Origin of the sequence: Pseudoalteromonas sp. MER144-MNA-CIBAN-0113 (genome assembly GCF_040308965.1) — a bacterium.
In the GTDB taxonomy this organism is placed as follows: domain Bacteria; phylum Pseudomonadota; class Gammaproteobacteria; order Enterobacterales; family Alteromonadaceae; genus Pseudoalteromonas; species Pseudoalteromonas tetraodonis.
The window spans coordinates 1-26663 of sequence record NZ_JBEOOG010000016.1 but is presented as its reverse complement, the minus strand read 5'-3'; the positions used below and the strand labels follow the sequence as shown (position 1 = coordinate 26663).

General features: G+C 40.8%; 23 protein-coding genes and 7 tRNA genes. 7 read left to right on the top strand and 23 right to left on the bottom strand.

Annotated features, from left to right (window positions below):
- Window positions 1–79 precede the first annotated feature (79 nt).
- The 10 genes from AAEY57_RS06275 to leuS form a co-directional block, all read right to left on the bottom strand.
- Window positions 80–1240, bottom strand: coding sequence for a serine hydrolase (locus tag AAEY57_RS06275; RefSeq protein WP_008468004.1), 1161 nt, complete (start codon window positions 1238–1240; stop codon window positions 80–82).
- 54 nt (window positions 1241–1294) lie between these two features.
- Complete coding sequence (locus AAEY57_RS06270) at window positions 1295–2056, bottom strand: septal ring lytic transglycosylase RlpA family protein (protein WP_350606966.1); 762 nt, start codon at window positions 2054–2056, stop codon at window positions 1295–1297.
- Entirely contained in the window at window positions 2056–3162 is a 1107-nt protein-coding gene (gene rodA / locus AAEY57_RS06265; RefSeq protein ID WP_013465351.1) for a rod shape-determining protein RodA, read from the bottom strand. The genes AAEY57_RS06270 and rodA overlap by 1 nt, the downstream gene beginning before the upstream one ends.
- Window positions 3159–5039 (bottom strand): penicillin-binding protein 2, encoded by a 1881-nt coding sequence (gene mrdA / locus AAEY57_RS06260; RefSeq protein ID WP_350606963.1) that lies wholly within the window; start codon window positions 5037–5039, stop codon window positions 3159–3161. The genes rodA and mrdA overlap by 4 nt, the downstream gene beginning before the upstream one ends.
- A gap of 9 nt (window positions 5040–5048) precedes the next feature.
- Window positions 5049–5519: a 23S rRNA (pseudouridine(1915)-N(3))-methyltransferase RlmH gene (gene rlmH / locus AAEY57_RS06255; protein WP_002958522.1), complete on the bottom strand. Its 471-nt coding sequence runs from the start codon at window positions 5517–5519 to the stop codon at window positions 5049–5051.
- 37 nt (window positions 5520–5556) lie between these two features.
- A complete protein-coding gene (gene rsfS / locus AAEY57_RS06250) occupies window positions 5557–5874 on the bottom strand; it encodes a ribosome silencing factor (protein WP_013465348.1) in 318 nt (105 codons plus the stop codon).
- Between the two features lie 62 nt (window positions 5875–5936).
- Window positions 5937–6566, bottom strand: coding sequence for a nicotinate-nucleotide adenylyltransferase (gene nadD, locus AAEY57_RS06245; protein ID WP_350606960.1), 630 nt, complete (start codon window positions 6564–6566; stop codon window positions 5937–5939).
- Between the two features lie 12 nt (window positions 6567–6578).
- Complete coding sequence (gene holA, locus AAEY57_RS06240) at window positions 6579–7619, bottom strand: DNA polymerase III subunit delta (RefSeq protein WP_008109460.1); 1041 nt, start codon at window positions 7617–7619, stop codon at window positions 6579–6581.
- Complete coding sequence (locus tag AAEY57_RS06235; RefSeq protein WP_008109462.1) at window positions 7619–8110, bottom strand: LPS-assembly lipoprotein LptE; 492 nt, start codon at window positions 8108–8110, stop codon at window positions 7619–7621. The genes holA and AAEY57_RS06235 overlap by 1 nt, the downstream gene beginning before the upstream one ends.
- Before the next feature lies 1 nt (window position 8111).
- Window positions 8112–10700, bottom strand: a complete 2589-nt coding sequence (gene leuS, locus AAEY57_RS06230) for a leucine--tRNA ligase (RefSeq protein WP_008109464.1) — start codon at window positions 10698–10700, stop codon at window positions 8112–8114.
- A gap of 185 nt (window positions 10701–10885) precedes the next feature.
- Between leuS and AAEY57_RS06225 the strand changes: the two genes are divergently transcribed.
- From AAEY57_RS06225 to AAEY57_RS06210, 4 genes are all read left to right on the top strand, one after another.
- Window positions 10886–11344, top strand: a complete 459-nt coding sequence (locus AAEY57_RS06225) for a zinc ribbon-containing protein (protein ID WP_008109466.1) — start codon at window positions 10886–10888, stop codon at window positions 11342–11344.
- Window positions 11345–11423: 79 nt separating this feature from the next.
- Window positions 11424–13853 carry a Lon protease family protein gene (locus tag AAEY57_RS06220; protein WP_193371758.1) on the top strand — a complete coding sequence of 810 codons (2430 nt, stop codon included), beginning with the start codon at window positions 11424–11426 and terminating at the stop codon, window positions 13851–13853.
- Window positions 13850–14326 carry a BamJ family beta-barrel-assembly machinery protein gene (gene bamJ, locus AAEY57_RS06215; protein ID WP_008109476.1) on the top strand — a complete coding sequence of 159 codons (477 nt, stop codon included), beginning with the start codon at window positions 13850–13852 and terminating at the stop codon, window positions 14324–14326. Before AAEY57_RS06220 ends, bamJ begins: the two co-directional genes overlap by 4 nt.
- Before the next feature lie 140 nt (window positions 14327–14466).
- The gene (locus AAEY57_RS06210) at window positions 14467–14979 is read left to right on the top strand and encodes a hypothetical protein (protein ID WP_350606956.1); all 513 of its coding nucleotides are present in this window, start codon (window positions 14467–14469) and stop codon (window positions 14977–14979) included.
- A 56-nt stretch (window positions 14980–15035) separates the two neighbouring features.
- Here AAEY57_RS06210 and AAEY57_RS06205 read toward each other — a convergent pair whose 3' ends face one another.
- Window positions 15036–15560, bottom strand: coding sequence for a CIA30 family protein (locus tag AAEY57_RS06205; protein WP_350606953.1), 525 nt, complete (start codon window positions 15558–15560; stop codon window positions 15036–15038).
- A gap of 186 nt (window positions 15561–15746) precedes the next feature.
- Here AAEY57_RS06205 and AAEY57_RS06200 point away from each other — a divergent pair, with 186 nt between their 5' ends.
- Together AAEY57_RS06200 and AAEY57_RS06195 are read left to right on the top strand one after the other, a co-directional pair.
- Window positions 15747–16757: an RDD family protein gene (locus AAEY57_RS06200; RefSeq protein ID WP_138560805.1), complete on the top strand. Its 1011-nt coding sequence runs from the start codon at window positions 15747–15749 to the stop codon at window positions 16755–16757.
- Between the two features lie 167 nt (window positions 16758–16924).
- Window positions 16925–18484, top strand: coding sequence for a P-loop ATPase, Sll1717 family (locus AAEY57_RS06195; RefSeq protein WP_138560803.1), 1560 nt, complete (start codon window positions 16925–16927; stop codon window positions 18482–18484).
- A 40-nt stretch (window positions 18485–18524) separates the two neighbouring features.
- Here the strand turns inward: AAEY57_RS06195 and lnt are convergent, their stop codons facing one another.
- Genes lnt through miaB form a run of 5 tightly spaced genes read right to left on the bottom strand, consistent with a single transcriptional unit; the run spans window position 18525 to window position 23987 of the window.
- Window positions 18525–20078: an apolipoprotein N-acyltransferase gene (lnt, locus tag AAEY57_RS06190; protein WP_350606948.1), complete on the bottom strand. Its 1554-nt coding sequence runs from the start codon at window positions 20076–20078 to the stop codon at window positions 18525–18527.
- Window positions 20059–20943 carry a CNNM family magnesium/cobalt transport protein CorC gene (gene corC, locus AAEY57_RS06185; protein WP_013465334.1) on the bottom strand — a complete coding sequence of 295 codons (885 nt, stop codon included), beginning with the start codon at window positions 20941–20943 and terminating at the stop codon, window positions 20059–20061. Before corC ends, lnt begins: the two co-directional genes overlap by 20 nt.
- Before the next feature lie 22 nt (window positions 20944–20965).
- Complete coding sequence (ybeY, locus tag AAEY57_RS06180) at window positions 20966–21424, bottom strand: rRNA maturation RNase YbeY (RefSeq protein WP_076922165.1); 459 nt, start codon at window positions 21422–21424, stop codon at window positions 20966–20968.
- Window positions 21425–21428: 4 nt separating this feature from the next.
- On the bottom strand, window positions 21429–22487 hold the full coding sequence (locus AAEY57_RS06175) for a PhoH family protein (RefSeq protein ID WP_008115160.1): 1059 nt from the start codon (window positions 22485–22487) through the stop codon (window positions 21429–21431).
- Between the two features lie 54 nt (window positions 22488–22541).
- Window positions 22542–23987: a tRNA (N6-isopentenyl adenosine(37)-C2)-methylthiotransferase MiaB gene (miaB, locus tag AAEY57_RS06170; protein WP_008115161.1), complete on the bottom strand. Its 1446-nt coding sequence runs from the start codon at window positions 23985–23987 to the stop codon at window positions 22542–22544.
- A gap of 256 nt (window positions 23988–24243) precedes the next feature.
- On the opposite strand from miaB, the gene AAEY57_RS06165 reads away from it, so the two are divergent.
- Window positions 24244–25425, top strand: coding sequence for an FAD-dependent monooxygenase (locus AAEY57_RS06165; RefSeq protein ID WP_350314725.1), 1182 nt, complete (start codon window positions 24244–24246; stop codon window positions 25423–25425).
- Window positions 25426–25730: 305 nt separating this feature from the next.
- Here AAEY57_RS06165 and AAEY57_RS06160 read toward each other — a convergent pair.
- The 7 genes from AAEY57_RS06160 to AAEY57_RS06130 all read right to left on the bottom strand — a co-directional run bounded on the left by AAEY57_RS06160 (window position 25731) and on the right by AAEY57_RS06130 (window position 26661).
- Window positions 25731–25805 (bottom strand) — tRNA-Gln (locus tag AAEY57_RS06160).
- A 39-nt stretch (window positions 25806–25844) separates the two neighbouring features.
- Window positions 25845–25929 (bottom strand) — tRNA-Leu (locus AAEY57_RS06155).
- 39 nt (window positions 25930–25968) lie between these two features.
- Window positions 25969–26043 (bottom strand) — tRNA-Gln (locus tag AAEY57_RS06150).
- A 41-nt stretch (window positions 26044–26084) separates the two neighbouring features.
- Window positions 26085–26169 (bottom strand) — tRNA-Leu (locus AAEY57_RS06145).
- 39 nt (window positions 26170–26208) lie between these two features.
- A tRNA-Gln gene (locus tag AAEY57_RS06140) sits at window positions 26209–26283 on the bottom strand.
- A gap of 41 nt (window positions 26284–26324) precedes the next feature.
- A tRNA-Leu gene (locus AAEY57_RS06135) sits at window positions 26325–26409 on the bottom strand.
- 175 nt (window positions 26410–26584) lie between these two features.
- Window positions 26585–26661: transfer RNA gene (locus AAEY57_RS06130), tRNA-Met, on the bottom strand.
- Window positions 26662–26663 lie beyond the last annotated feature (2 nt).

The following is a 26663-nucleotide window of genomic DNA, read 5'->3' as shown; positions in this document are numbered from 1 at the left end:
CTCTGCCTTAATACACAATATACATAGTTCAAGGTACTATATATAAACAGAAGAGGCGTTCATATTACTTTACTCGTGCTTACATTATTTGTAAGCGTAAGTAGTCATATATTTTGCTGAAGAAGCTACCTTCTTGTATTTCTTCAAGCGTAACTAGCGGATATTGTGCAATATCTTCGCCTTCAAGTTGTAAAAACAGCGTGCCTACTTTAGTGCCTTTAGCTAAAGGTGCTTCAAGCGTATCGTCAAGCTCAAAGTTTGCTTTCAGGTTTTTATGTTGGCCACGAGGGATTGTAATAGGGGTGTCTTCTAAAATACCTAAAGAGACATTCTCTTTGTTACCCATCCAGATGCGTTGCTCTGCAAAACTATCGCCAGCTTTGTAAGGCGTAATTGTTTCAAAAAAGCGGAAACCGTAGTTAAGCAGTTTTTTACTTTCAACTTTACGCGCACGCTCACTTGAAGTACCCATAACTACCGCAATTAAACGCATGTCGTTTTTCGTTGCCGAGGTGACTAAGCTGTAACCCGCATCAGATGTATGGCCTGTTTTAATACCATCAACATCTAAGCTTTCATCCCATAACAACGAGTTACGGTTATATTGCTTTATACCATTGTATGTAAATGACTTTTCTTTATATAGTGCATATTCGTCCGGCACGTCTCTGATTAAGGCTGCACCAAGTGTGGCCATATCGCGTGGCGTTGTGTAGTGCTCGTCTGTATCAAGACCGTGACTATTAATAAAGTGAGTATTTGTCATGCCTATCTTTTCAGCATGGGCATTCATTAAATCTGCAAAGGCACTTTCGCTGCCAGCAATATGCTCAGCCATGGCAACACAGGCATCATTACCTGATTGCACAATAATACCGTGATTAAGTTCATCTACACTTACTTGCTTACCCACTTCAATGAACATTTTAGATGATTCAGGAAAGTTTTTTGCCCACGCTTTTTCACTGATAGTTACCATATCGGTGGGTGCGATATTACCTGCATTTATTTCAGTACCAATTACATAACTAGTCATCATTTTAGTTAAGCTAGCAGGAGCAAGTTTTGTATCAGCTTCACCTTCTGCAATCACTTTACCTGTGGTGAAGTCCACCAAAAAGTAACCTTTAGCATTAACTTGAGGAGGGGCTGGAATAATTTGTGCGGTGGCTGAAAATACGGCGGCAGAACAGACTAAGCCGCAAACACCAGTAAGAATTTTATGTTTAATAGATTTCATCATACTCATTAATGGTTAAAGTTAAAAATATGCATTCTCCCTATTCTAAAGGGCTTACTGAGTGTAAAGCAAGAACGCGTTTTGAAATTGATTTTGTTTTAATGTTTTTAGTACTTGTTGCGCGTGTTGGGCATCTTTTATCGGCCCTAAGTGCAATCTATAAATACCGTCTTTTTCGACGATATTTGTTGGTAATTTATATTGCTCTCGTAGTGTGTGTGCCAATGCTTCTATGTTGGCTAACGTACTACCTGCAGCTACTTGAACATAGGTTTTTCGTGCATGGGTATCTGCAAGGGTAATCGCTTCAAGCTTAACCTGTGCTGTACCGTATTTATGGTAGCCAAGTTTATAGGCTGCAGCATAAGAAAGATCAATGATTCTATCGTCATGAAAAGGCCCGCGATCGTTAACCCGTACTATAACAGATTGGCCATTGGCTGTATTTGTTACGCGCACAAAACTCGGTAAGGGCAAGGTTTTGTGAGCTGCCGTCATAGCGAACATATCGTAAATTTCGCCGTTAGAGGTGTGATAACCATGAAATTTTCGGCCATACCATGAGGCAATGCCCGTTTCTGAATAACCTGTTTCATCGAGCATAGGGGTATAACGTTTGCCCAACACTTCGTAAGGGCGTGTGGTGCTCGCGCTTTTTATAACTTTAGTGACAATAGCATCTTGCATTTCTAATTCAGTTGGTGCTCGCAGAGGCGCCGCATCATGGCGCATGCTGTAACGACTATTTGAACTGCTGCATGCACTTAAAAAGAGGCTAACGAGAATAATAATTATAAGTTGTTTGTAAAGGCGCATTATTTTAAGAGCATCCTTTTATCTGTGGCAATCGACATAATAATGCCAAATGCAGCCATCAGGGTCACCATCGAGGTACCGCCATAACTAATTAATGGTAACGGTACACCTACAACAGGCAGCAAACCCGATACCATGCCAATATTTACAAAAATATAAACAAAAAATGTAAGTGTGAGTGAGCCGGCTAATAGTTTACCAAACGCATCTTGTGCGTTAACCGCAATATAAAGCCCACGGCCAATAATAAATAAATATAAACTAAGTAAAACACACACACCAAATAAGCCAAACTCTTCACTCAGTACTGAAAAAATAAAGTCAGTATGTCGCTCAGGTAAAAATTCTAGTTGCGATTGCGTGCCTTGCAGCCAGCCTTTACCTTCGATACCGCCTGAACCAATGGCAATTTTTGATTGAATAATATGATAGCCAGAACCCAGCGGATCGCTCTCAGGATCTAAAAAGGTCAGTACCCTTTGCTTTTGATAATCGTGCATACCGTAGTGCCAAAATGGCCATGCTGCCAAAGCAACAACCGAGCTTAAAAAGCCGATTAAACGCCAGCTTAAGCCTGATAAAAACAACACAAATACACCGGAACTGGCGATTAAAATTGAGGTACCCAAATCAGGTTGCTCTTTAATTAGTAGGGTAGGCAGCATAACAATGGCAAAGCCAATGACTAAATGTAACGGACGCGGCGGCAAATGGTGGCGGCCAATATACCAAGCAACCATCATCGGAACCGCTAGTTTCATTAGCTCTGAGGGTTGAAAGCGAGTAATGCCTAAATCTAACCAGCGTTGAGCTCCCTTAGAACTTACACCAAATAGCAGTACCCCAACCAGCATGAGTAATCCTAGGCAATACATGGGAATAACTAAGCGTTTTAAAGTCGCTGGTGGAATTTGAGCAAGTACAAACATACCTATAATGGCGCCAGCCATTCGCGTAATATGGCGAACCATCATGGCAGAGTCTTGCCCTGAGGCGCTGTATACAATGGTGATACTACCGGCCATCATCAGCAATAACGCAATAAAAAGTGGCAAATCAATATGCAGTCGCAGCCAAATAGAGCGTTTATCATGTAAAGCCGTCATGGTGCTTTGTCCCCTGAAGGTTGGATTGGGTTAGCTGCAAAATAGTAATCCATTAATTGGCGCGCAATGGGCGCACCTACTGAGCTTCCCCCACCGGTATTTTCTACCACAATAGAGACAACAATTTGTGGGTTATTAAACGGGGCAAAACCTATATAAATGGCGTTGTCGCGTTGGCGCTCTTTGAGTGCATCGGCATCGTAACGCTCGCCCTGAGCAATACTGACCACTTGGGCTGTACCGGTTTTACCTGCAGGGTCGTAGGTAGCCCCTTTAAACGCACGGTGTGCTGTACCGGTGGTCTTTTTAACCGTGTTATGCATTGCATCAATAGCGATGCGCCAGTTATCCTCATTATTGAGAACAACAGGTGGCTTTTCTTCATTATTGAGCTGGGTGATCTGGTCTTCTTTTTTAGCCACTTGCACTAAGTGAGGAGGATGATTTATTCCCCGGTTAACTAGAATATTAGTCGCGTTGGCTATTTGAATTGGGGTGGCAGTCCAATAACCTTGGCCAATCCCTACAGAAATAGTATCACCACGCCACCATGACTCTTTGAAACGATCTTCTTTCCACTCTTTTGAGGGCAAAATAGCGGTTGTTTCTTCATGAATATCAATGCCTGATAGCTCACCAAAGCCAAAGCGAGCCATAAAATTACTTATTTTTGTGATCCCCATTCGATAGGCTGCGTCATAAAAGTAGGTATCGCATGACTCTTCTATTGCTTTATAAACATCCACATGGCCATGGCCCCAACGTCGCCAATCACGCCATCTATGCTCTACGTTGGGAATTTGAAAAAAGCCCGGATCCCACATGCTGGTGGTTTCTTGCACTATATTTTCTTCTAATGCCAAAATAGCCATGTGTGGTTTAACAGTAGATGCTGGTGCGTAGCGACCTTGAGTCGTGCGATTGATCAGTGGACGATCAGGGTTGAGTAAGGCTTTGTAGTCTTTACTGCTAATACCATGCACAAATAAATTGGGATCATAACTTGGGTTTGAATACAGCGCTAAAACGCCGCCATCTTTTGCATCCATTACCACAATAGCGCCGCGCATATCTTTAAGTGCATGTTGGGCTATTTGTTGTAAACCAATGTCGAGAGTAAGTACTAAGTCGTCACCCGCTTGCGGTGGATCCATACTTAAAGTGCGGATAATTCGGCCGCGGTTATTAACTTCAACTCGTTGTGAGCCAACTTGACCATGTAATAACGGCTCGTAGTACTTTTCGATACCCAGCTTACCAATATCATGCGTGGCTCGGTAGTTTGTGGCTTCATCTTGTTGTTCAAGCTTGTTTAACTCTTTTCTATTGAGCTTTGCGACATAGCCTAATGCATGGGTTAAAGTATCGCCAAAGGGGTAATATCTCGCTAGACGTGCCTCAATACTAAAGCCTGGGAACTTATGTTGGTTTACTGAAAACATCGCTACTTCGTTTTCATTTAAACGGGCTTTGAGGACTTGACTTTTAAAACGTCGAGTATGTTTTATATCATCAAGAAAATCAGCTTGTTGCTGCTCGGTTATTTCAATGATTTTGCTGATAGACTTCAAAGAGGCGGTTAAATCATTAACTTCTTCGGGGATCACCTCAAGGTTATAAACGGGCTTATTTTCGGCTAGTAAAACACCATTGCGGTCGTAAATTAAACCGCGATTGGGGGCTATAGGTATAACTTTTATACGGTTATCATTAGAACGAGTTTGATAATCTTGATGATCATCTACCTGAATTTTATACAAGTTAGACAGCAATATTGCTACAAGGACTAATATAAAAATAAAACCCACGAATGCACGCCGAGCAAATAAATTAGCTTCTGCTGAGTGGTCGCGAATGGTGGGTCTTCGTTTTAGCATGGCAAGAAACTACTCGCGATGATAAGGATGGTTGTTATTTAAGCTCCAGCCTCTGTAGAGGCTTTCAGCAACAATAATGCGTACTAAAGGGTGTGGGAGCGTTAAATTTGATAACGACCATTTTTGCTCAGAGGCAGCAATACACTCTGGGGCTAAGCCTTCAGGTCCGCCAATTAATAAACTGACATCGCGACCATCTAGTTGCCACTTTTCCATGTTTTTCGCTAGCTGATGAGTATCCAGTGCTTTACCGGTTACTTCTAGTGTGACAATACGATTGCCTTTAGGTATGGCGGCTAAGGTTTTTTCACCTTCAATGTGCAAAATACGCTTTATATCGGCATTTTTTCCACGTTTACCAGCAGGGATCTCAATGAGTTCCAATGCCATATCTTTGGGAAAGCGGCGTTGATACTCTGCAAAACCTGTCTCTACCCATGCTGGCATTTTTGTACCAACAGCAATCATTTGTATTTTCACGACGTTACTTCCAAGCGTTGTCTAAAATAGGGAGCAATTAGCCCCAAAGCTTTTCTAGATCGTAATAGCTACGTGCTTGATCTTGCATAACGTGAACAATCACATCACCTAAATCAACGAGTGCCCATTCACCATCGCTTTGGCCTTCATACCCTAATGGCTCTTCACCAGCGTGGCGAGCTTCTTTTGCTAAGTTATCAGCAATTGACAATACATGACGTCTTGATGTGCCTGAACATACAATCATGTAATCGGTTACGTCTGAGCTGCCAGTTACGTCAAGTTGAATCACATCACGTGCTTTCATATCGTCAATTTTGTCTAGTGCAAAAGCGAGTAGTTGTTTCGAATCCAAGGTTTTGTCTCAATTTAAAATTTAATAGCGGTTATTTTAACACGCTGAGGGGTTTATACCAATCACTCTTGATAAAGCTGGTGCTGCTTAATATAGTGACTCACGGTGTCGGGTAATAGTTCACTCTTTTTAATGCTTTTTTTAAGCGCTTGACGGATAGTGCTGGATGCGGCATCTAGCTGTTCTCCTTCTAAAAAGTAAAGGTGTCCGGCATTTTTTTCGTTCAGTAGGGAAATATCTTTGGTCACAGCCTGCTGTTTGTAGCCTTTAAGTTCACCCTGTGTATCACAAATTTGGCCAGGGCGTTGATACACCACTATATGGCAAAGACGAGTTATTGTTTGCCACTGATACCATTTATCAAGGTTGTTGAATGAGTCCATACCAATCAAAAATAAAATAGGGGTATCGGGATTTTCAGCTCTTAACTCTTGCAAGCTTAATAAAGAATAAGAAGGCCCGCTGCGTTGTAGCTCCCGTAAATCAAGCTTAAACTCTGGGTAAGCTGTAATTGCCGCTTTAAGCATTGCTATACGATGCTCGGTGCTGATCCCCGGTGCCGCTTTGTGTGTGGGTATTGCACAGGGCATAAAATAAAGTGAGTGTAATTCAAAAGTAGCCACACATTGCTGCGCCATATTAAGGTGCCCCAAATGAACGGGGTCAAAAGTGCCACCAAAAATTGCAATCATGATATTTTCCCTTTACTGACGGTTAGTATGACACGGCAGTGGAATATCGAGCGGTTGGCAAAACTTAATACAAATATGTGCCAATGCTTGATAGGGGGCAATTAATGCGCCTTGTTTGTAGCTTGCATCAAATAATGCCAGTTCACTGCTAATGCTTTCAAGGGTGTCAATGTTAAGTCTGTTTATCGCTGTTTGTACCGGCGCTTGGTGATTTTTCCATATCGCTTTTTGTTTAAACAGGGTGGCTAACGACTCACCTTGCAGTAACCCTTGCTGTACACTGAGTAAGGTATTTAGATCTTTATTGATGGCCCACAAAATACTCATTACTTCAGTATTATCACTGGCAAGCTTATTTAATACTTTTATTGCTTGTGTAGTATGGCCGTTTAACAGGGCATCACTTAAATCAAAAATATCGAATTTAGATTGGTTTAGCAGCCCTTGCATCACCAATTGTTGGGTAATGAGAGCGTTACCATGTATTAGCGACAGTTTTTCCAATTCTTGAAAACAAGCTAGTAAATTGCCTTCAGTGGCATTAATTAAACTAAGCTTAGCCTCGTTTTGTAAATTGAGTGACAAGCGTTGGCATTGTTCATCTAGCCAACGTTTTAAGTGATTACCACTAAGCGGATAGCAGGGTACAAATAGCCCTTGCTTATCGAGTGCTTTAAACCATGCTCCGCGTTGCACATCTTGGCTGGCCTTGGCGCCTTTAACAATTAAAATGGTGTCAGGGTTTTCAAGCTCAACGACCTTTTTAAAGGTGTTTGCGCCGGGGGTACCGGGTTTTTGCTGGTTTAAATCAAGCTCAATAATCGTACGCGCACTAAATAACGACATACTTTGGTATTGCGCTATGATTTCTTGCCAATCAAAGCCTTGGGCTAAAGTGAATTTAATTACTTCATCAAAACCTTGCGCTTTTGCGCTATCGCGTATGAGCTGTACACATTGCGCTTCTTGAAAAGGCTCTTCACCAAAAACCAAATAAAAAGGTTTTAACCCCTTTTTTAATTCGCTAGGCAGCTGATTTGCATAACAACGCATTATAGTTGCGACAACTCTCTAACAATTCGACGACTTGCTTGTTGACGAATTTCGCTGATCAGCAGTTCAAGCTCTTTTGCTTTGGCTAGTGCGTTGTCAGGGTCATCTTGGTAATTACGGTAAAGCTCAAAACGTTTTTCAATGGCTGCTTGTTTTGGGCGTTTTACAACATAACTTACACTGTATGCCAATTCATATTCAGCCACTTGTCCGTTTTGAAATAACGATAAGGTTTGACGCTCTAGCTGCTCTTTAAATAAGTAAAGTTGCGCTGATTGTTTACTCGCAGGGACTAAAGTAACATCGCTCATAGTCAACTCTGTTTGCAAATAGCTAAACAACGCTGATTTTTGATCATCACCCACCAAGGTTAGCTGTTTTAAATCATCGGGTAGGCTTGATGCTTTTTTAAGGTGAAAGCCACAGCTCGATAACAAAAAACAGACTAGCACTAAGGCTAGTCCGTTTTTAATGGCATTTAAAGCAGCCATATTAGTTAGCTACCACGTTAAGTAATTTACCGGGTACATAAATAACTTTGCGGATTGTTGCACCATCAGTAAATTTAGTGACGTTAGATTCTGCAAACGCAAGTGCTTCTACTTGCTCTTGCGTTGCATCAGCTGCAACCGTTAGTTTTGCACGTAATTTACCGTTTACTTGTACGATGATTAATTTTTCATCTTCAACTAGGGCAGATTCGTCAACTTTTGGCCATGCTGCATCTAAAATATCACCTTCTTTACCTAGATCTTGCCATAACTGATGCGATAAATGCGGTGTTATTGGTGCTAGCATAATAAGCAATGCTTCTAATGCCTCGTTAGCAATGGCGACATCTTGAGTATCGTTTAATGGCGCTTTTAATAACTTATTAGATAGCTCCATAATTGCGGCAATTGCCGTATTGAATGTTTGACGACGTTCAACATCATCGCTCACTTTTGCAATCGCTTTATGTAGCTCACGGCGAAGTACTTTTTGCGGATTTGTAAGCGCCGATTTATCAAGTGCTTGGAAGCCAACCGTTTTAACATCTACCGCGTATTTCCATACACGTTTTAAGAAACGGTGCGCGCCTTCAACCCCTGAATCTGACCATTCAAGCGTTTGCTCTGGTGGTGCAGTAAACATCATAAACAAACGCACGGTATCTGCGCCGTATTGGGCAATGACTTCTTGCGGGTCTATGCCGTTGTTTTTCGACTTAGACATTTTGCTCATGCCAGATGAGAACACAGGATCACCGTCTTTTTTATGCCATGCCTTGGTTACGCGGCCTTTTTCGTCGGTTTCGGTATTAACATCGCTTGGCGAAATCCATATATCGCCGCCTTTTTCATCTTTACGATAAAACGTTTCAGCTAATACCATACCTTGACAAAGTAAGCGGTCGAATGGCTCGTCTGAATTAACTAAACCAAAGTCACGTAATAATTTGTGGAAAAAGCGCGAATACAATAAATGTAAAATTGCGTGCTCAATACCACCAATGTATTGGTTTACTGGTAACCAATAGTTAGCTGCCGCTGGATCTAACATACCCTCGTCATGGCGCGGGCTACAGTAGCGAGCGTAATACCATGATGACTCCATAAAGGTGTCAAAAGTATCAGTTTCATGAGTGGCAGGTACACCATTTACAGTTGTTTTAGCCCATTCTGGGTCAGCTTTAATTGGTGAGGTAACGCCATTCATTACCACATCTTCTGGTAAACGCACTGGTAGCATATCTTCAGTGGCAGCAAGCTCATTACCATTCTCATCACTCAGCATTGGAATTGGCGAACCCCAGTAACGCTGACGGCTTACACCCCAATCGCGTAGACGGAAGTTTACTTTACGCTCTCCCACACCTAATGCTTCTAGCTTGTCGGCAACAGCGTTAAAGGCGTTTTCAAAATCAAGGCCATCAAATTCACCTGAGTTTACTAATACCCCTTTTTCGGTGAATGCTTCTTGAGCTAGGTTTACTTCAAGCTCAGAGCCTTCAGCAGGGGCAATAACTTGTTTAATATCTAGGCCGTAAGCTGTTGCAAATTCAAAGTCACGTTGGTCATGAGCAGGTACTGCCATTACCGCACCTGAGCCGTAATGCATTAATACAAAGTTAGCAACCCAAATTGGTAGTTGCTCGCCCGTTAATGGATGAGTAGCGTAAAAGCCCGTTGCAATGCCTTTTTTCTCCATGGTTGCCATGTCTGCTTCGGCAACTTTAGTGTTTTTGCATTCTTCAACAAACATTGCTATCGCGTCGCTATTTTTCGCCGCTTCTTGTGCAATAGGGTGGCCACCGGCAACGGCTAGGTATGTTACGCCCATAAATGTATCTGGGCGCGTAGTATATACGCTAAATTTTTCGTTGTTATCGGTACGTGTAAATTCTATGTCTAAGCCTTCAGAGCGACCAATCCAGTTGCGCTGCATGGTTTTAACTTGTTCAGGCCAGTCTTCTAATTTGTCTAAATCGTCTAATAGCTCTTGTGCGTAGTCGGTAATTTTAATAAACCACTGTGGAATTTCTTTTTGTTCCACTACCGCACCTGAGCGCCAACCGCGGCCGTCAATTACTTGCTCGTTAGCTAGTACAGTTTGATCGACCGGATCCCAGTTAACCGTTGACATTTTTTTGTACACTAGGCCTTTTTCGTAAAGCTTAGTAAAAAACCATTGTTCCCATTTGTAATATTCTGGGTGGCAAGTCGCAATCTCGCGATCCCAATCGTAACCAAAACCTAATTGCTTAAGTTGGTTACGCATGTAGTCAATATTTTCGTAAGTCCACTTTGCAGGGGCTGTTTTATTTTTAATAGCCGCGTTTTCTGCTGGTAAACCAAACGCATCCCAACCCATAGGCTGCATTACGTTTTTTCCTTGCAAGCGCTGGAAGCGAGAAACCACGTCACCAATGGTGTAGTTACGCACATGACCCATATGCAGTCGACCACTTGGATAAGGAAACATTGAGAGGCAATAGTATTTTTCTTTGCTCTCATCTTCTGTGGCTTTAAATACTTGGTTTTCTTCCCAGTAGCGTTGGACTTTTGACTCTATGTCTTGTGGGTTATATTGCTCTTGCATTTACGTTTCCAAACTTCTTGCATACTAATAAAAAATTGTCGATAGGATACCCCAAATAAAGCGCTATTCACAGCGTCAAAGCGGCGCTTTTTGTAAATTTGCGAGTAAATTAGTTTTCAGTACAGGTTAACCTATACTTATCTATGATATAGAGTAAATCAGCAGACGTTTTGAAGGAGTATAAAATGGCAGATTACAGAACATGGCTTAGTGATTTAACCGATTGGTTAAAAGATGTCAAAGAGCATGAAGTGAAAGCCGCAGTAAAGCGATTTATTGAATCTGAGCAGGCACTTAAAGATTTAGGTGAAGAAAAATATCAGCTTTATCGTAATTACTTAATGCGTGACATTTCTCATCTACAAGAAAATAACAACTACTATAATTCGCTTGCATGGCAGGAGCTTAAAGAGTCATTGTGGTTTGAGCTTTCTCATATTGAAGATAAAACACAGCTAGAATGGCAGTCGTTAAGTGAAGATTTTAAGCATAATGGTGTTTATCACGCAGGCGAATGGATAGCCATGGGCACATTAGTATGTAAGAATTGCAACCATAGCTACGATGTTTATCATGCGACGCAAATTATTCCGTGTACACAGTGTGATGGCATCTACTTTAGCCGCCAGGCTTTACAACCTTAAATATGAATATTGAGTGGCTTATATAGCCACTAAATATGTCCAAAACCTAGCGAATATGCTGGTAAAAAAAGAAGTTAGAATGACGAAAAAATTGCTGCCACTACCCGTATCAAATCTTGCACCGAGTATTTCATCGAGCCATGTAAACACCTGCATGAGCAACCCATACCCAGAGCAACTTACCTTTATAGGCCAACAACGTGCGCAAAGTGCCTTGGACTTCTCTTTAGGAATGGACCTACCCGGTTATAATGTTTATGTAATGGGAGAGGCGGCACACGGGCGTTTTACTTTAGTAAAAGACAAATTAAAACAACACGCTAAAGAGCGCACAACACCGCATGAATGGTTATATGTTAATAACTACGACGATCACCGTGAGCCTATTGCGTTATTTATGCATGCAGGGCAAAGCAAACAATTAGCCGATGATATTGACTCATTTATTGATGAAGTGCTCGACACTTTTCCTGCTGCATTTGATAACCCTGCTTATCAGCGTAAGAAAAAATCGATAGACCGTGAATTTAACGATGCTTACGACGGCGCAATTACCGCGGTAGAAATAGCTGCGCTTGAGCAAAGCGTGGCATTAATTGAAGAAAAAGGCGTGGTCGGGTTTGCACCGTTAATTGATGGTAAGCAACTTACCGATAATGAATTTTCTGATTTGGAAGATGATTTACGCGAAATGTTTTTTGAGCGCATAGAAAAATTAGAAGATGCCCTCATTGAAGCGCTTATTGAGTTACCGCGCTGGAAACGTGAATCCAAAGAAAAGCTCCGTAATCTTAAAAAGTCTACTGCTGAGCAAGCCACTAAACCGTTATTAAAAGATTTAGAACATAAATACGCCAGCCATATTGGTGTGCTGCGTTATTTAAAAGATATACGTGTAGAAATTATTGATGCCGTGCTCGAATGGCTTGATGATGAAGGCGAAAGCGAAGAAAACAAAGAAGACTTTGACCGTAAAGGCATGCTTACCGACTTTTTTGCGCCAAATATTTTAGTTGAATACAAAGAAGGCGATGCGGCACCGGTTGTTTACGAGCCAAACCCAACCTTTGGTAATATTTTTGGCAAAATTGAATATGCCACATCGCAAGGGTCGTTAATTACTAGTTATCGCTCAATTCAGCCTGGTGCGCTGCACCGCGCCAATGGCGGCTATTTAATTATGGACGCTGAAAAAGTAATGGCTCAACCCCAAGTGTGGGATGGGTTAAAACTATCGCTAAAAACCCATCAAATTAAAAATGATTTACCTTACCAAGACAGTGTTGTTGGCAGCAGCTTTACGCTTCGCCCGCAGTTAATACCACTTGATGTAAAAATTATTTTGCTAGGTTCACGTGAACTTTATTACACCATTGGTGAATACGATGAAGAGTTTGCCGAGTTATTTAGAGTACTTGCCGATTTTGATTATTACTTACCAAGTAGCGATAAGCTGCAGTATCAGTTTATTACTAAAGTAAGCGATTACTGTGAGCAGACATTAAAGTGCACGTTAAACGAATCAGCAATGGTGCGATTACTTAAATTTAGTTATCGCCAAGCTGAGCACCATAATAAACTTTCTGCCCGTTTTGCTGATGTGCTAGAGCTTGTGGCTGAGGCCAGTTTTTACGCTAAGCAAGATAAGTTGACGGTGATTGATGCTCGCCATATTGACGAAGCCATAGAAGGCAAGCAGTACCGTACGGGGCAAATTAGCGAAAACATGCTCAGCGATATAAAAGAAGGGCACACTTTAATAGCAACCGACGGGCAAGCTGTAGGTAAAGTTAATGGTTTAACGGTACTGCACATTGGTGATACCTCATTTGGCACACCTGCACGCATTACTGCTACCGTTTATGCTGGCGCTGACGGCGTTATTGATGTGGAACGCGAAGCCGAGCTGGGTAAAGCAATTCACTCAAAGGGGGTAATGCTGCTTACCGGTTATTTAGGTAACAAATACGCGCAGCACTTTAGCTTAACACTCAGTGCGAATATTGCTATTGAACAAAGTTATGGCTACATAGATGGTGATAGCGCCTCATTAGCCGAACTTTGTGCGCTAATTTCAGCAATCACCAGCCTACCCATTAGTCAGTCTATTGCACTAACTGGTTCAATCAACCAGCATGGTGATGTGCAGGCAATTGGTGGTGTAAACGAGAAAATAGAAGGCTTCTTTAAGCTATGTAAAATGCGCGGCTTAACGGGCGAGCAAGGCGTTATTATTCCAAAATCAAACCAAGTTAATTTAGTGCTTGATGACGAGATACTCAATGCCGTTGAGTTAGGTAAATTTAATATTTTCGCTGTGGAAACCGTTGACCAAGCGCTAAACTTATTAATGGATATTGAAGCGGGTGATATGGTTGATGAACACTACCCAGAAGACTCGGTCAATGGCATTGCATTAGCGCGTTTAAAAGACATTGCTGATATTGTTAATGGCGATAACAGCGACGAAAAAGACCACGACTCAGAAGATGAAAAAGGGGAGTTATGATCAATATAATTTTACTGATTGTTATTGCGATTTTTTGTGTTTTAATTTTTAAAAACAGTAAAAAAGCCAAGCAGCAAGCAATCGCAAACGCGCAAATTGAAAGTGATTATTTAATTGCTAATGCAAAGGTAGAAGGCATTCAAGAAACCGCGTCTGGCTTGCAATATAAAATAATCCATAAAGGACAGAGCGAAAATACACCTAGCCCAACGAGTATGGTGAAAGTGCATTATCATGGCACTTTAATCGACGGCACTGTATTTGACAGCTCAGTAGAGCGTAAAACTCCGATTAGCTTTGGCTTACATCAAGTTATTAAAGGTTGGACCGAAGGCCTACAACTGATGAGTCCGGGCGATAAATTTCAGTTTTATATACCGCATCAGCTCGCCTATGGTGAAAAGCGAGTAGGCAGCATCCCGCCTGCGTCATTGCTTATTTTTGAGGTGGAATTACTGGCTATTGAGTCGTAATTTTAAGGTAAAAAATATTTTAAGCCCTACTTTAATCAAGTAGGGCTTTTTTATTTGCTCTTATTAGCCAATCCTACTCAAGAATTTAAATCGTCAGTCGATACCTAAAATAGTGACAAATTCATTTTAGGGATAAAATAATGAAGATTTCAACCGCCTCAATTCAATATCAAGCATCTAATTATAACAATCAGCCTTTAATAGAATCAGAACAGCAACACATTGATGATAAGTCAGAGGAAGAGCCTGACTATGTTTTATCAGAGTTTTTAGATGCTAAGGTTCAAAAATACAGCGAAGATAACGCAACATTTGCTGAGCAATATCAAAATTTAGAAAAGGCATATAAATATTTCACCCAGCAAGTGGTTGCATTGCAAGAACAAGTAAATAAGCTTAAGCAGAGTACGGTACAACGGAGTTTAACCATTGATAATAGCCAATATGGGCCAGCTGAAGAGGTCTATCAGTTGACTATGGATGCTGAGCATATGGGAGCTAAAAAGTATAAAACCGAGCAACAACAAGAAGAGATAAATAGATTGGAGCTGCAACTTAGTGAGGTACAGTCACAGCAGGCAGCAATAAAACAACAAATTATTGAGCTAGTAATCAACGAAATGAAAAGGCGAGGCGACGACTTTACTATTTAACCAAAGTCTAACTGTATTAGTTCAGGTTATTTAACCTTGTAATGTACGCAGAAAAGTTAGTTTTTAAACTCAATTTTTCCAACCTCAAGCCTAAATTCTCCCGCTTGTTTACCTGCAATCATAAACCCAAGCTGCTTTATATCTTTAAAGTTAATTGTAGGTTGTTGTTCAAGTAAGCGGCCGCGATAAGTAAGCTGAAAATCCTCAGGTAAAAACTCAATATTAAGCCACTCGCTCTTTGTGGTACTAAACGAGCGGGTATAAGCCGCCCCATCCATGTACTCATTGGTTCTTAAACGTAATTGATAGGTTTGACCATCGCCCTTAACACGTAGCATAATTTTAGTGATGTCTTGGCTTTGTAAATCCAATAGCGTTCGAATAGAAGCAAACCCTCCATTGTTTGCAAGCGATACATTGCCTGTAAACACTAAATTGTCGTTTTCATACAAAACCTGACTATTAGAAATGCCACCCATCACCGAATCATTAACCACATACCAGCGAGCATTGGCGTTTGCCTCGGTTGTGGCAAACAGTAAGTGAAAAACGAAAAGTGATGAGAGTTGTTTGGTGGTCATGAGCTCTTCCTCGTAGCTTTTATATTTAATACGATACGATAGATTAATTGTTCACTCTTTTAAGAATTAATCTATTACTAGCGGCTATTTTAAATGTGAACTCTCGTTATCCATTTTATTCGCTTGAGCAAAAATTAAAAAGCGCGTAATTTAACCGCGTTACCTATTTTAATAACAAGTATAATAATGAAAGCACAAGAATTAGAACAATTAGCGTTATCTAAAGCCGAAACTCGAGAAGTGATCACGCCATATGCCTTTGAGGTTGATAATGCTTTACTTGGCTTGCCTTTGGCTTCGCCGACTCGGCGCGCATTAGCTATGATTATTGATGTTGCATTAATATTCATAGCTGCAAAGCTCAGTGCGACTATTATTGCATTCGTTGCTGCGATGGCTTTTTACAAAGGAACGGCGCAGCAATACCTTCCTAAAATGTCGAGTGTGTGGCGAAGAATATTAAAAATAGTAGCAGCAAGTATTTTATTTGTAAGCGCTCTTGCTGTGCTTTCAATTGGCATAGATTACTTAGAAGGCGATGACCCTGTTCAAGGCTTAACTGTTAAAGGCTTAAAAATACAGGATGACATTCAGCTTACCTCCACAGAAAAAAAGCAGGTAAATGCCTACTTAGTGCAAACAGCCGACGAAAGCTGTGAGCAACTTTGCCAACAAAATGCGCTTGATAATTTGATAGGGCAAGTACCCAAATTAGCCGAAATGGACGACTTACAAAACCCACAACTTGCAAAAGCATTTTTACAATTATTAGTGTTTGGTGAAAATAATGAATTAAAGCTTGCGCAGTTAATAGAAGATAAACCCGCACAAACAACCACGCACAGTATTTTGCAGTGGGGTAAAGGTATTATTCAAGATTTAGGTTTGGGTTTTGGCTGGGCGGCTGTGTACTTCACACTGTTTTCTTTATTATGGCGTGGTCAAACCCCTGGTAAAAAGCTCTGTAACACCCGAGTGGTTGCATTAAGTGGTGAACCGCTGGGTTTACTTGATTGTTTTGGCCGCTACGGTGGTTACGGCGCAGGTTTTGCCACCGGCTTGTTAGGCTTTTTACAAGTGTACTGGGACCCAAACAGGCAAGCCATTCAAGATAAAATATCAGCAACGGTGGTAATACAAGGCGATTTAAATCAGATAGTGAATACGCATACAGTTAAAGAGGCAGTGAAGGATTAAGTTTAATTGAGAAGAACAGTTCTAAGAAGGTAGATGTATGATTTATAAAGGTGATTTACTTATATTTTTCTTAACTTTATTTAGACAAGCAAAAAGTTGTATTGTTAAATAATGTATGTGAATCTGTACTAATATTAGTCAATATTTTCAAGTGAGTATCGAAGGAAATGAGTTCATATAAATTTAGGAAAAATGCTGAAATAGGTAAGCTAGAGGCTGAAACCGATTCTTTTTTAGAGTCTTGTTTTTATGAGTCAGATGTATTTAAAGGTATTCTTGATTTTGATAGTAGTGAGAATAACCCTGATTTTACTCGAAGAATTATTGTTGGAAGAACTGGTAGTGGGAAAACTGCTTTATTAAAACAGATTATTAATAGCGAGAATGTCAAAGTTCACGATACGATTGAAGCTGAAAATACAGTTTTTGAACACATAAAAAATAATATATTCATATCTGATCTAATTGATAAGGAAATTGATCTAAGGGTTTTTTATAAATCATTATGGCTACATGTTCTTTTAGTAAAGGTTATTAACCTCCTTCACCGTTCCTCGTATGATAGCTTTTTTGAGTCGATTAAAAGACTAATCAGCTCTAGTAAAAAAAGGTATAACCCAGAGGTTGCGAATGAGTATGTTGAAGCTTATAAAGATAATTTTTTTAATGATAATGTGATCACTGAAATAACGAATAAAATGCAAGAATCTTTATCCGGTGGAGCAAATGGCGGGATTTTTAAATTTGAAGGTAAGCAGCTCGAAGAAAACTTACAAAAAATACAGTCAGTGACATCAAGTTATGTTAGTAAGGAGCTTCTTAGAAAACAAAAAGAGCTTATCAAAGTAATTCAGGAAGAGTTTTCTAATGAAAAACAAATAAGAATAATCATTAGTATAGATGACCTTGATAAATCATGGTTGAGTTCGAGTGCCATACGATATGATTTTATAAATGCTTTATTAGAAGCGTTCAAAGAACTATTAGATATAAAATCGGTGAAAATCTTAATTTCCATTCGAACAGACATTATTATGGGAATATATAAAAATAGCCTGAGGCAAGATGAAAAAGATCAGTCTTTGATTTACGCGATATCTTGGAACCGGGAAGAGATTAGAGGAATCTTAGACTCACGTATAAACCACCTTGTTAGAAATCAGTATCAAGGAACTAAGGTCGTTACCTTAGCAGATGTATTTAATTTCAAAGTAAATGATCTAGATGCAGATTTATATATTTTAGAGAGAACAATGCTTCGCCCTCGGGATGCGATTAGCTTCGTTAATTTATGTCTAGGTGCTTGCGATGGTAAGGTTGAATTAAATGAAGATATTATCCTTGAAGCTGAAGAGAAATTTTATTCTGGACGAAAGAAAGCGTTAGTTAAAGAATGGGCAAGTATTTATTTTCATATTGAAAGTTATTTAGATAGCTTATCTTTTATACCAACTAATGAATTTAAAGTTTCTGATATATCTCAAGCTATTATTGATCAAGTGTCAAATTATCTACTTGATATACCGGTAGCAAAAGATGATGAAGAGCACGATCGGCGCGCAATGGATGTAAATGAGCTAATAAAGGTTTGGTTTGCAGTAGGTGTTATAGGTATTAAAAAATCTAGTACTTTATTTATTTATTCATCTTTTGAAAAGCCAGAACTAGATATCACTGATTTAAATAAGAGGTTTGTGATACATCCTCTATTTTTCAGGAATACTTAATAGCTGTTTTTTATTAATTATAGGGTAGGTTAAAGATATATTAGTATCGCTTTAACCTACCAGCAAACCCAGCAACTCCCAATAACAACACAAATCCCCATACAAACATGTTTCCGTATTGGCTGTATACGCTGTCGCCTTGTATGAGCTTTATGTTGGCTTTAAGTGTTGTTGCTTCAAACTGTGGCATAGTTTGGCGTGTTTGGCTTATGGGGTCATATACACCGCTTATACCGTTGTTGGTAACACGTACTAGTGGACGTTGTAGTTCTAGGGCGCGCATACGGGCAATTTGCATATGCTGGTGGGGGCCGATTGAATCACCAAACCAAGCATCATTACTCACCGTAAATAATATGTCTGAGTCGCTTTTGTAGTTACCACGCACTAAATCGGCAAATACTATTTCGTAGCAAATAGCAGGCAATAGGTTAAAGCCATTCGCACGTAAATTATCTTGTACTTTATCTCCGCGAGAGAACGATGACATAGGTAAATCAAATAACGGAGCTATAGGGCGCAGTATGTCTTCAAAGGGAACAAATTCACCAATAGGCAATAACTGATGCTTTTGATAGCGGTTACTACCTAAGTAACGGTAGTGGCCGTGTTCATCATTTTGCTCTTTGTTACCGACCACAATCAGCGTATTAAAAATGGTTCTTGTATCGCGTTGATAATCGACAATACCCGTTACTAGCGCGGTTTTATTAAATGAGGCGGCACTGTCTAAGCCTGCTAAATATGAATCAGCGAGGGCTTCTATTTCAGGGACTGCGGCTTCAGGCCACACAATTAAATCAGCATCCCAGTGACGGCGCGTCATATCCTGATACTTACTCATAGTGGTCCAAAACTCACTGGGGTCAAAGCGCAAGTGTTGTTTTATATTACCTTGTACAAGCAGCACAGAAAGGTCTTTATTGGAGTAATGGGGTGCCTTTGTAAAATGTGCACCTGCAAAAGCTAAAACAACCACAGCAGCGGTAATAGCAGGCACTTTATATTGTTTTTGGGTTAAGCAGTACAATGCAAAACCAATGGCAATACATAATAGCGTGAGTCCAAATTCACCAATAAAAGGAGCAAGGGCATTTAGTGGGCTATCTGTTTGTGTATAACCAAAGCTTAACCAAGGAAAACCGGTTAATAGGTTGGCTCGAAAATACTCACTAATCGCAAAACAAGGGAGTAGTAGCGCTGCACAACTTATGGAGCTGTTTGAAAAACGAGTGGTTGCCCACAGCGCCAACGCAGGAAATAATGCAAGGTAGCTGCACAGTAATACCATTAACGAAATGGAAGCGATAAGTGGCATACCACCAAAGGTGGCAATAGATACATGCACCCAACTAATGCCTGCACCAAACCAGCCTAGACCAAATATAAAGCCATATTTAGCCGCCGTTTTAGCGTGGTTTTTTCCGGTAAGGTTTGCAGGGATACAATAAAATAATGCGGCCAAGCTAAAAAATACAATTGGCCAAATACCAAAAGGCGCGTAGCTAAAAGTCAAAACAAGGCCCGCAACCAGTGCGAGCCATGCTTTTTTATCTTTTGCCAGTAGGGTGAGGCTAGTTAGCAGTTTCTTCACTGTCGTTATCATCAGCCTTAGGAATGGTGACTTGCAGTTGTAATATACGACGGTTATCAGAATTAGTTACTTTAAACTGAAATCCGTCTATATCAATGGTTTCGCCACGACTCGGCATATGGCCAAAGGCATGTAATACGGTACCACCAATAGTATCGGCGTCTTGCGAACTATAGCCTGATTTAAAATGCTCGTTAAAGTCATCTACAGGCGTTAGTGCCTGCACAACGTAAACATGTTTAGCTAGTTGACGAATATCTTGTTGTTCTTCTTCTTCATCGTGCTCATCTTCGATTTCGCCAACAATGATCTCAAGAATATCTTCAATGGTGACCAAACCCGATACACCGCCGTACTCATCAATTACAATCGCCATATGGTAGCGTTGCTGACGAAATTCATTAAGCAGGGTATCAACCCGTTTACTTTCAGGCACTACCATAGCAGGGCGTAAATAATCACGTAGCGATGGTAAATGCTCATCTTTATTTAAAATGAGGGGTAATAAGTCTTTTGCGAGTAAAATCCCTTCTACATGGTCTTTATCTTCACACACCACCGGAAAGCGAGAGTGGGTAGAGTCAACCATCATAGGTATATGCTCTTCAAGCGGGCTATCAATTTCCAAAGTGACCATTTGTGAGCGCGGGATCATAATATCTCGCACTTTAAGCTCAGACACACCAAGCACACCTTCAATCATTTCTTTGGTTTCAGGATCGATTACATCCCGCTCTTGGGCATCGGCAATTACCTCAACCAGCTCTTCTCTATTCTGGGGTTCCCCTTGCAACATGTGGGTTATACGGCCCAGCCAAGTCCTGCCAGAAGAACCCTGGCTAGATTGCGAGTTATCGTCGCTCATTACGTCTAATTGCTCCGTTTATTTAAATATCGTCCCGGTATGGGTCTGCTATGTCTAGTTCAGCAAGTAATTGCTTTTCTATACTTTCCATCTCTAACGCATCTTCACTCTTTATATGGTCAAATCCAAGTAAATGCAAGCATCCATGAATAACCATATGGGCAAAGTGGTCATGAAATGACTTTTCTTGCTCTTGCGCCTCAGCCAAAACGATGGCTGGACAAATAATTAAGTCACCCACAAGTGGGATATCAATGCCCGGTGGCGCTTCAAATTCAAACGATAATACGTTGGTAGGCTTATTTTTACCACGGTAGTCATTATTGAGCTGTTGCGACTGTGCTTCATCGCTAATGACAATGGTCAGCTCAGACTCATCGCGGTATTGGCTAAGTACTTTATCGGCCCACATTGCAAACTGCTCAAGGCTGGGTAAGTTGTCAAACTCACACGCTATTTGTAAATCAAGTTCTGTTTTCACGATATTACTCTTTAGTCGCAGGTTGCTCATGAGCGGCAAGCGCTTCTTTAGCTTGTTGTTTCTCTAATCGCTTAAGGCGCTCACGTTCATCGTTGCGCTCATAGGCTTCAACAATACGTGCTACCACAGGGTGGCGTACTACATCGTGCGATTTGAAAAAGTTAAAGCTAATTTCATCAACGCCATCTAACACTTCAATAGCATGACGAAGGCCAGAGCGCGCGCCACGAGGTAAATCAACTTGGGTTATGTCGCCGGTGATCACCGCTTTAGAATTAAAGCCAATACGGGTTAAGAACATTTTCATTTGCTCTGTGGTGGTATTTTGGCTTTCATCTAAAATAATAAACGCATCATTAAGTGTGCGTCCGCGCATATAAGCCAGTGGCGCAATTTCGATGATGTTTTTTTCAATCAGCTTTTCAACACGCTCAAAGCCAAGCATTTCAAATAAGGCATCGTAAAGTGGGCGTAAGTAAGGGTCTATTTTTTGGCTTAAATCACCAGGTAAAAAGCCGAGTTTTTCACCCGCTTCAACCGCAGGGCGAGTGAGCAATATACGACGTATTTCTTGGCGCTCTAGTGCATCAACTGCCGCCGCAACGGCAAGATAGGTTTTACCTGTACCCGCAGGGCCAATACCAAAGGTAATGTCGTGGTGCAAAATATTAGCAACATACAAGCCTTGGTTATCGTTACGCGGTTTAATAACGCCACGACGGGTTTTAATCATCATTTCTTTACCGTAGGCGCTACTTGAGGTGTCTTGCTCAAGCGCTTTAGACTCAGTGATGGCTAAATGGACGTTGTCAGGCTCAATTTCGCCAATTTCCCCACGGACAGGCTGAGTATCAATATAAAGGTTTTTTAAGATCTCTACCGCGCCGGCGCTACTGTGTAGTTTACCGGTTACTTTAAAAAAGTTATCACGATGAATAATTTCAACACCTAGACGGCGTTCAATTTGTTTGATGTTTTCGTCAAACGGGCCACATAATGAAGAAAGGCGTTTGTTGTCGGCAGGTTCTAAATAAATCTCTAATGTTTTTAACTGATTACTCAAAATTACTTCCTATTACAGTGCGCCAGCGTTAACTGGCACAATGAATTTTTGCAACTAAGGTACGAAAGTAGCAACGCCAATTTCGTTAGCTGTCTCGGCTTTTTGCTCACTCGCTGCTTTGGTTAAAATAGCAGAAGGGGCAATTTCGCGGCGTAAGTTCATTTCTGATTCTGTACGAATTAAATCGCCACGTAAAGAGTTTGGTAGTGCCTCGGTAATACGTACATCAACAAACTGACCGATCACTGTGTGTGGGCCAACAAAGTTAACTACACGGTTGTTTTCAGTTCGGCCACGTAATTCCATTGGGTTCTTCTTAGAAGGACCTTCAACTAAAATACGTTGTTCGGTATCAAACATTTGGCGGCTAATTTGCTGTGCCATTTGTGTAATACGGTTTTGTAATAAGTACAGGCGCTCTTTTTTCTCTTGCTCGGTTACGTCATCTGGTAAATCTGCCGCTGGCGTACCAGGGCGCGCACTGTAAATAAAGCTAAAGCTCATATCAAAACCAATATCGTTGATAAGGTTCATGGTGGCTTCAAAATCGGCCTTGCTTTCACCTGGGAAACCTATAATGAAATCTGACGACATACTTAAGTTAGGGCGAATTTTACGTAGCTTACGAATTGTTGATTTGTACTCAAGAGCAGTATGGCCGCGTTTCATTAAGTTTAAAACACGGTCTGAACCACTTTGGACTGGAAGGTGTAAGTGATCAACCAGCTCAGGCACATCAGCGTACGCATCAATTATGTCAGGCGTAAACTCAACGGGGTGTGAGGTGGTGTAACGAATACGGTCAATCCCGTCAATTGCAGCCACTAAACGAATTAGATCTGAGAAATAGCAAATTTCACCATCGTGTGTATCACCACGGTACGCATTTACGTTTTGACCTAGTAAGTTAACTTCACGTACCCCTTGCTCGGCTAACTGTGCAACTTCTAATAATACATCATCAACAGGGCGGCTTACTTCTTCACCACGGGTGTAAGGCACAACACAGAAAGTACAATATTTAGAACACCCTTCCATAATTGATACAAACGCAGAAGGGCCTTCCGCTTTAGGCTCAGGTAAGCGGTCAAATTTTTCAATCTCAGGGAATGAAATATCAACTACAGATGAACCTTTATCGCCTTGTACTTGTTTAATCATCTCAGGTAAACGGTGCAAAGTTTGTGGGCCAAAAATAACATCGACAAACGGCGCGCGTTGACGAATTGAATCGCCTTCTTGCGATGCTACACAGCCGCCAACACCAATAATCAGGTCTGGTTTGTCATCTTTTAATAACTTCCAACGACCTAATTGGTGGAATACTTTTTCTTGCGCTTTTTCACGAATTGAACAGGTGTTAAGTAATATAACATCAGCATCAGCAGCTTCTTCAGTTAGCTGATAGCCGTTGGTCGCATCTAGAAGATCAGCCATTTTCTGAGAGTCGTATTCGTTCATCTGACAACCCCAGGTTTTAATATGCAGCTTTTTGCTCATTGAAATATAGCCTCGTGTTCAATTCGATAGTGGCACAAACATGTGCTAGAAACAGGTATAAGTGGCGCAATTATTAAATTTTGCTCGACTTAAAGGACGCGTATTTTAGCTGGATACACGCTCAAAACCAAGTATAGATTTCATGTTTGTGATCTGAAATCAATATAGTATGGGTTTAATAAGAGAATTAAGCGAAGCGCTCACACAGAGCAAACTAATTACGATACAATCAAAGCAGAGTTAAGTCAGAAGTAAAATGATGAAAAACATGGCTAAAAATAATGTAATTGTAGTAGGCGGCGGCATGGTTGGCGCCGCTATGGCTATTAAATTAGCGCAACAAGGTAAAGCCGTACGTGTTATTGAAAAATACCCAATAGATGCATCACTAGTGCTTAGCAGTGATGCAGTTGATATACGAGTATCAGCTATTAACCGCTTTTCGGAAAAACTGCTTGATCAGCTTGGTGCTATGCCATTGCTGCGCGAAAATAGACTCGCTCCCTATGAGCAATTAGAAGCCTTTGAGCGTGGTAACGATCATTTATTATTTGATTGCCATGCCATCAATACCACGCATTTAGGTCATTTAATCGAGAATAAGTTAATTCAAGCAAGCTTATGGCAGCAATTTGGGCAGCATAATATTGAAATGATTAATCCTTCATCGGCTTTAACTGCAATAGAGCAAAACCCTGATAGCATTACCTTGCACTATAACGAACAAAGCTATACTGCTGATTTAGTCATTGCAGCCGATGGTGGGCAATCACAATTACGTAGCAAAGCCAATATTGGTATAACTGGGTGGCAATATCAGCAGCATTGTATGGGCGTGCTAATAAAGCTCGATGCACCACAACAAGTTAAAACATGGCAGCAGTTTACACCTACAGGGCCTGTTGCGTTTTTACCTATGCAAGCACCTTATGCAAATTTAATTTGGTATGACGATGCAAATACCCTCAAAGCATTTAAAGCCCTACAACCTAGCGCATTAAAAGCTCATATTATTGAAAAGTTTCCCAAGCTCGCTGGTGATTTTGAAGTACAAAGCCATGCTATATTTCCTCTAGCAAGGCAGCATGCTAATAATTATTCACAAGGGCGACTCGTTTTAGTGGGTGATGCGGCGCACACCATTAATCCTCTGGCAGGACAGGGTGTTAATTTAGGTTTTCAAGATGTGGCTGCATTAGCTGAAGTGTTGCGTACAGCAGATGATGTAGGTTGCCCGCTAATACTTAAAGAGTACGAGCGTAGTCGTCGTAACGCCAATTTATTAATGATGAGTATGATGGATGCTTGCTATTTTGGTTTTTCAAATCAAATAGCCTCGTTAAAATGGGCGCGTAACACGTTTTTAAAGTTAGCTAATAATGCAGGGCCGGTAAAAAACTGGGTGCTGAAATACGCAATAAGCGGTGAGCTTAGTTAAATAACAGTTAATAATACCAATCCGCAATAATACTTAATCATTTTGAGGGGCTAAACGTGTCGCTACCTGTGTTAAAAAATACTCATTTAGAACAACTAAATAGCGAATTTTTTGCCTAGCTATCAACACGTTTTTCCACCCTCAAAATAGCTCACTTAATTAAGCGAATTGGTATAAAAGGCTCAAATTTGGGTCTTTTTTTATGCCTGTAAAAAAATTATGTTGATTTATTAAGATAGAGGAAAAGATATAAATCAGGGGATTTATCAAGTCGTAGAACAGAGTAATCAAGGAAGTGTGCAAATTGGCTGGGATACCAGGATTTGAACCTGGGAATGCCAGGATCAAAACCTGGTGCCTTACCGCTTGGCGATATCCCAACTCTAAATTTGGATGATTTTAGTTCTAGTTAAAGAACATGGTGCGGAAGGAGAGACTTGAACTCTCACATCCTAAGATACTGGAACCTAAATCCAGCGCGTCTACCAATTCCGCCACTCCCGCAGTTCTTATTCTTATACAACATTCTTTGGTAGAAGAAGTTGGCTGGGATACCAGGATTTGAACCTGGGAATGCCAGGATCAAAACCTGGTGCCTTACCGCTTGGCGATATCCCAACTAAGAAATTGCTGATAATTTTAATTCTTATCAAAGAATATGGTGCGGAAGGAGAGACTTGAACTCTCACATCCTAAGATACTGGAACCTAAATCCAGCGCGTCTACCAATTCCGCCACTCCCGCAGTTCTTATTCTTATACAACATTCTTTGGTAGAAGAAGTTGGCTGGGATACCAGGATTTGAACCTGGGAATGCCAGGATCAAAACCTGGTGCCTTACCGCTTGGCGATATCCCAACTAAGAAATTGCTGATAATTTTAATTCTTATCAAAGAATATGGTGCGGAAGGAGAGACTTGAACTCTCACATCCTAAGATACTGGAACCTAAATCCAGCGCGTCTACCAATTCCGCCACTCCCGCATCGAGTATGCAGGTAATACTGTTTTGGAACCTAAATCCAGCGTCTAATTCAAGACAACTGCCAATTCCGCCACTCCCGCATTATCACTTTGAATTAATCAAAGAAATGGTAGTTATTTTAAACTCTTCATTGAGTTGCAATTTAACTCTTGCAGAGCCACTTCTATAAAAGAAATGGTGGCTAAGACGGGATTTGAACCTGTGACCCCATCATTATGAGTGATGTGCTCTAACCAGCTGAGCTACTTAGCCAT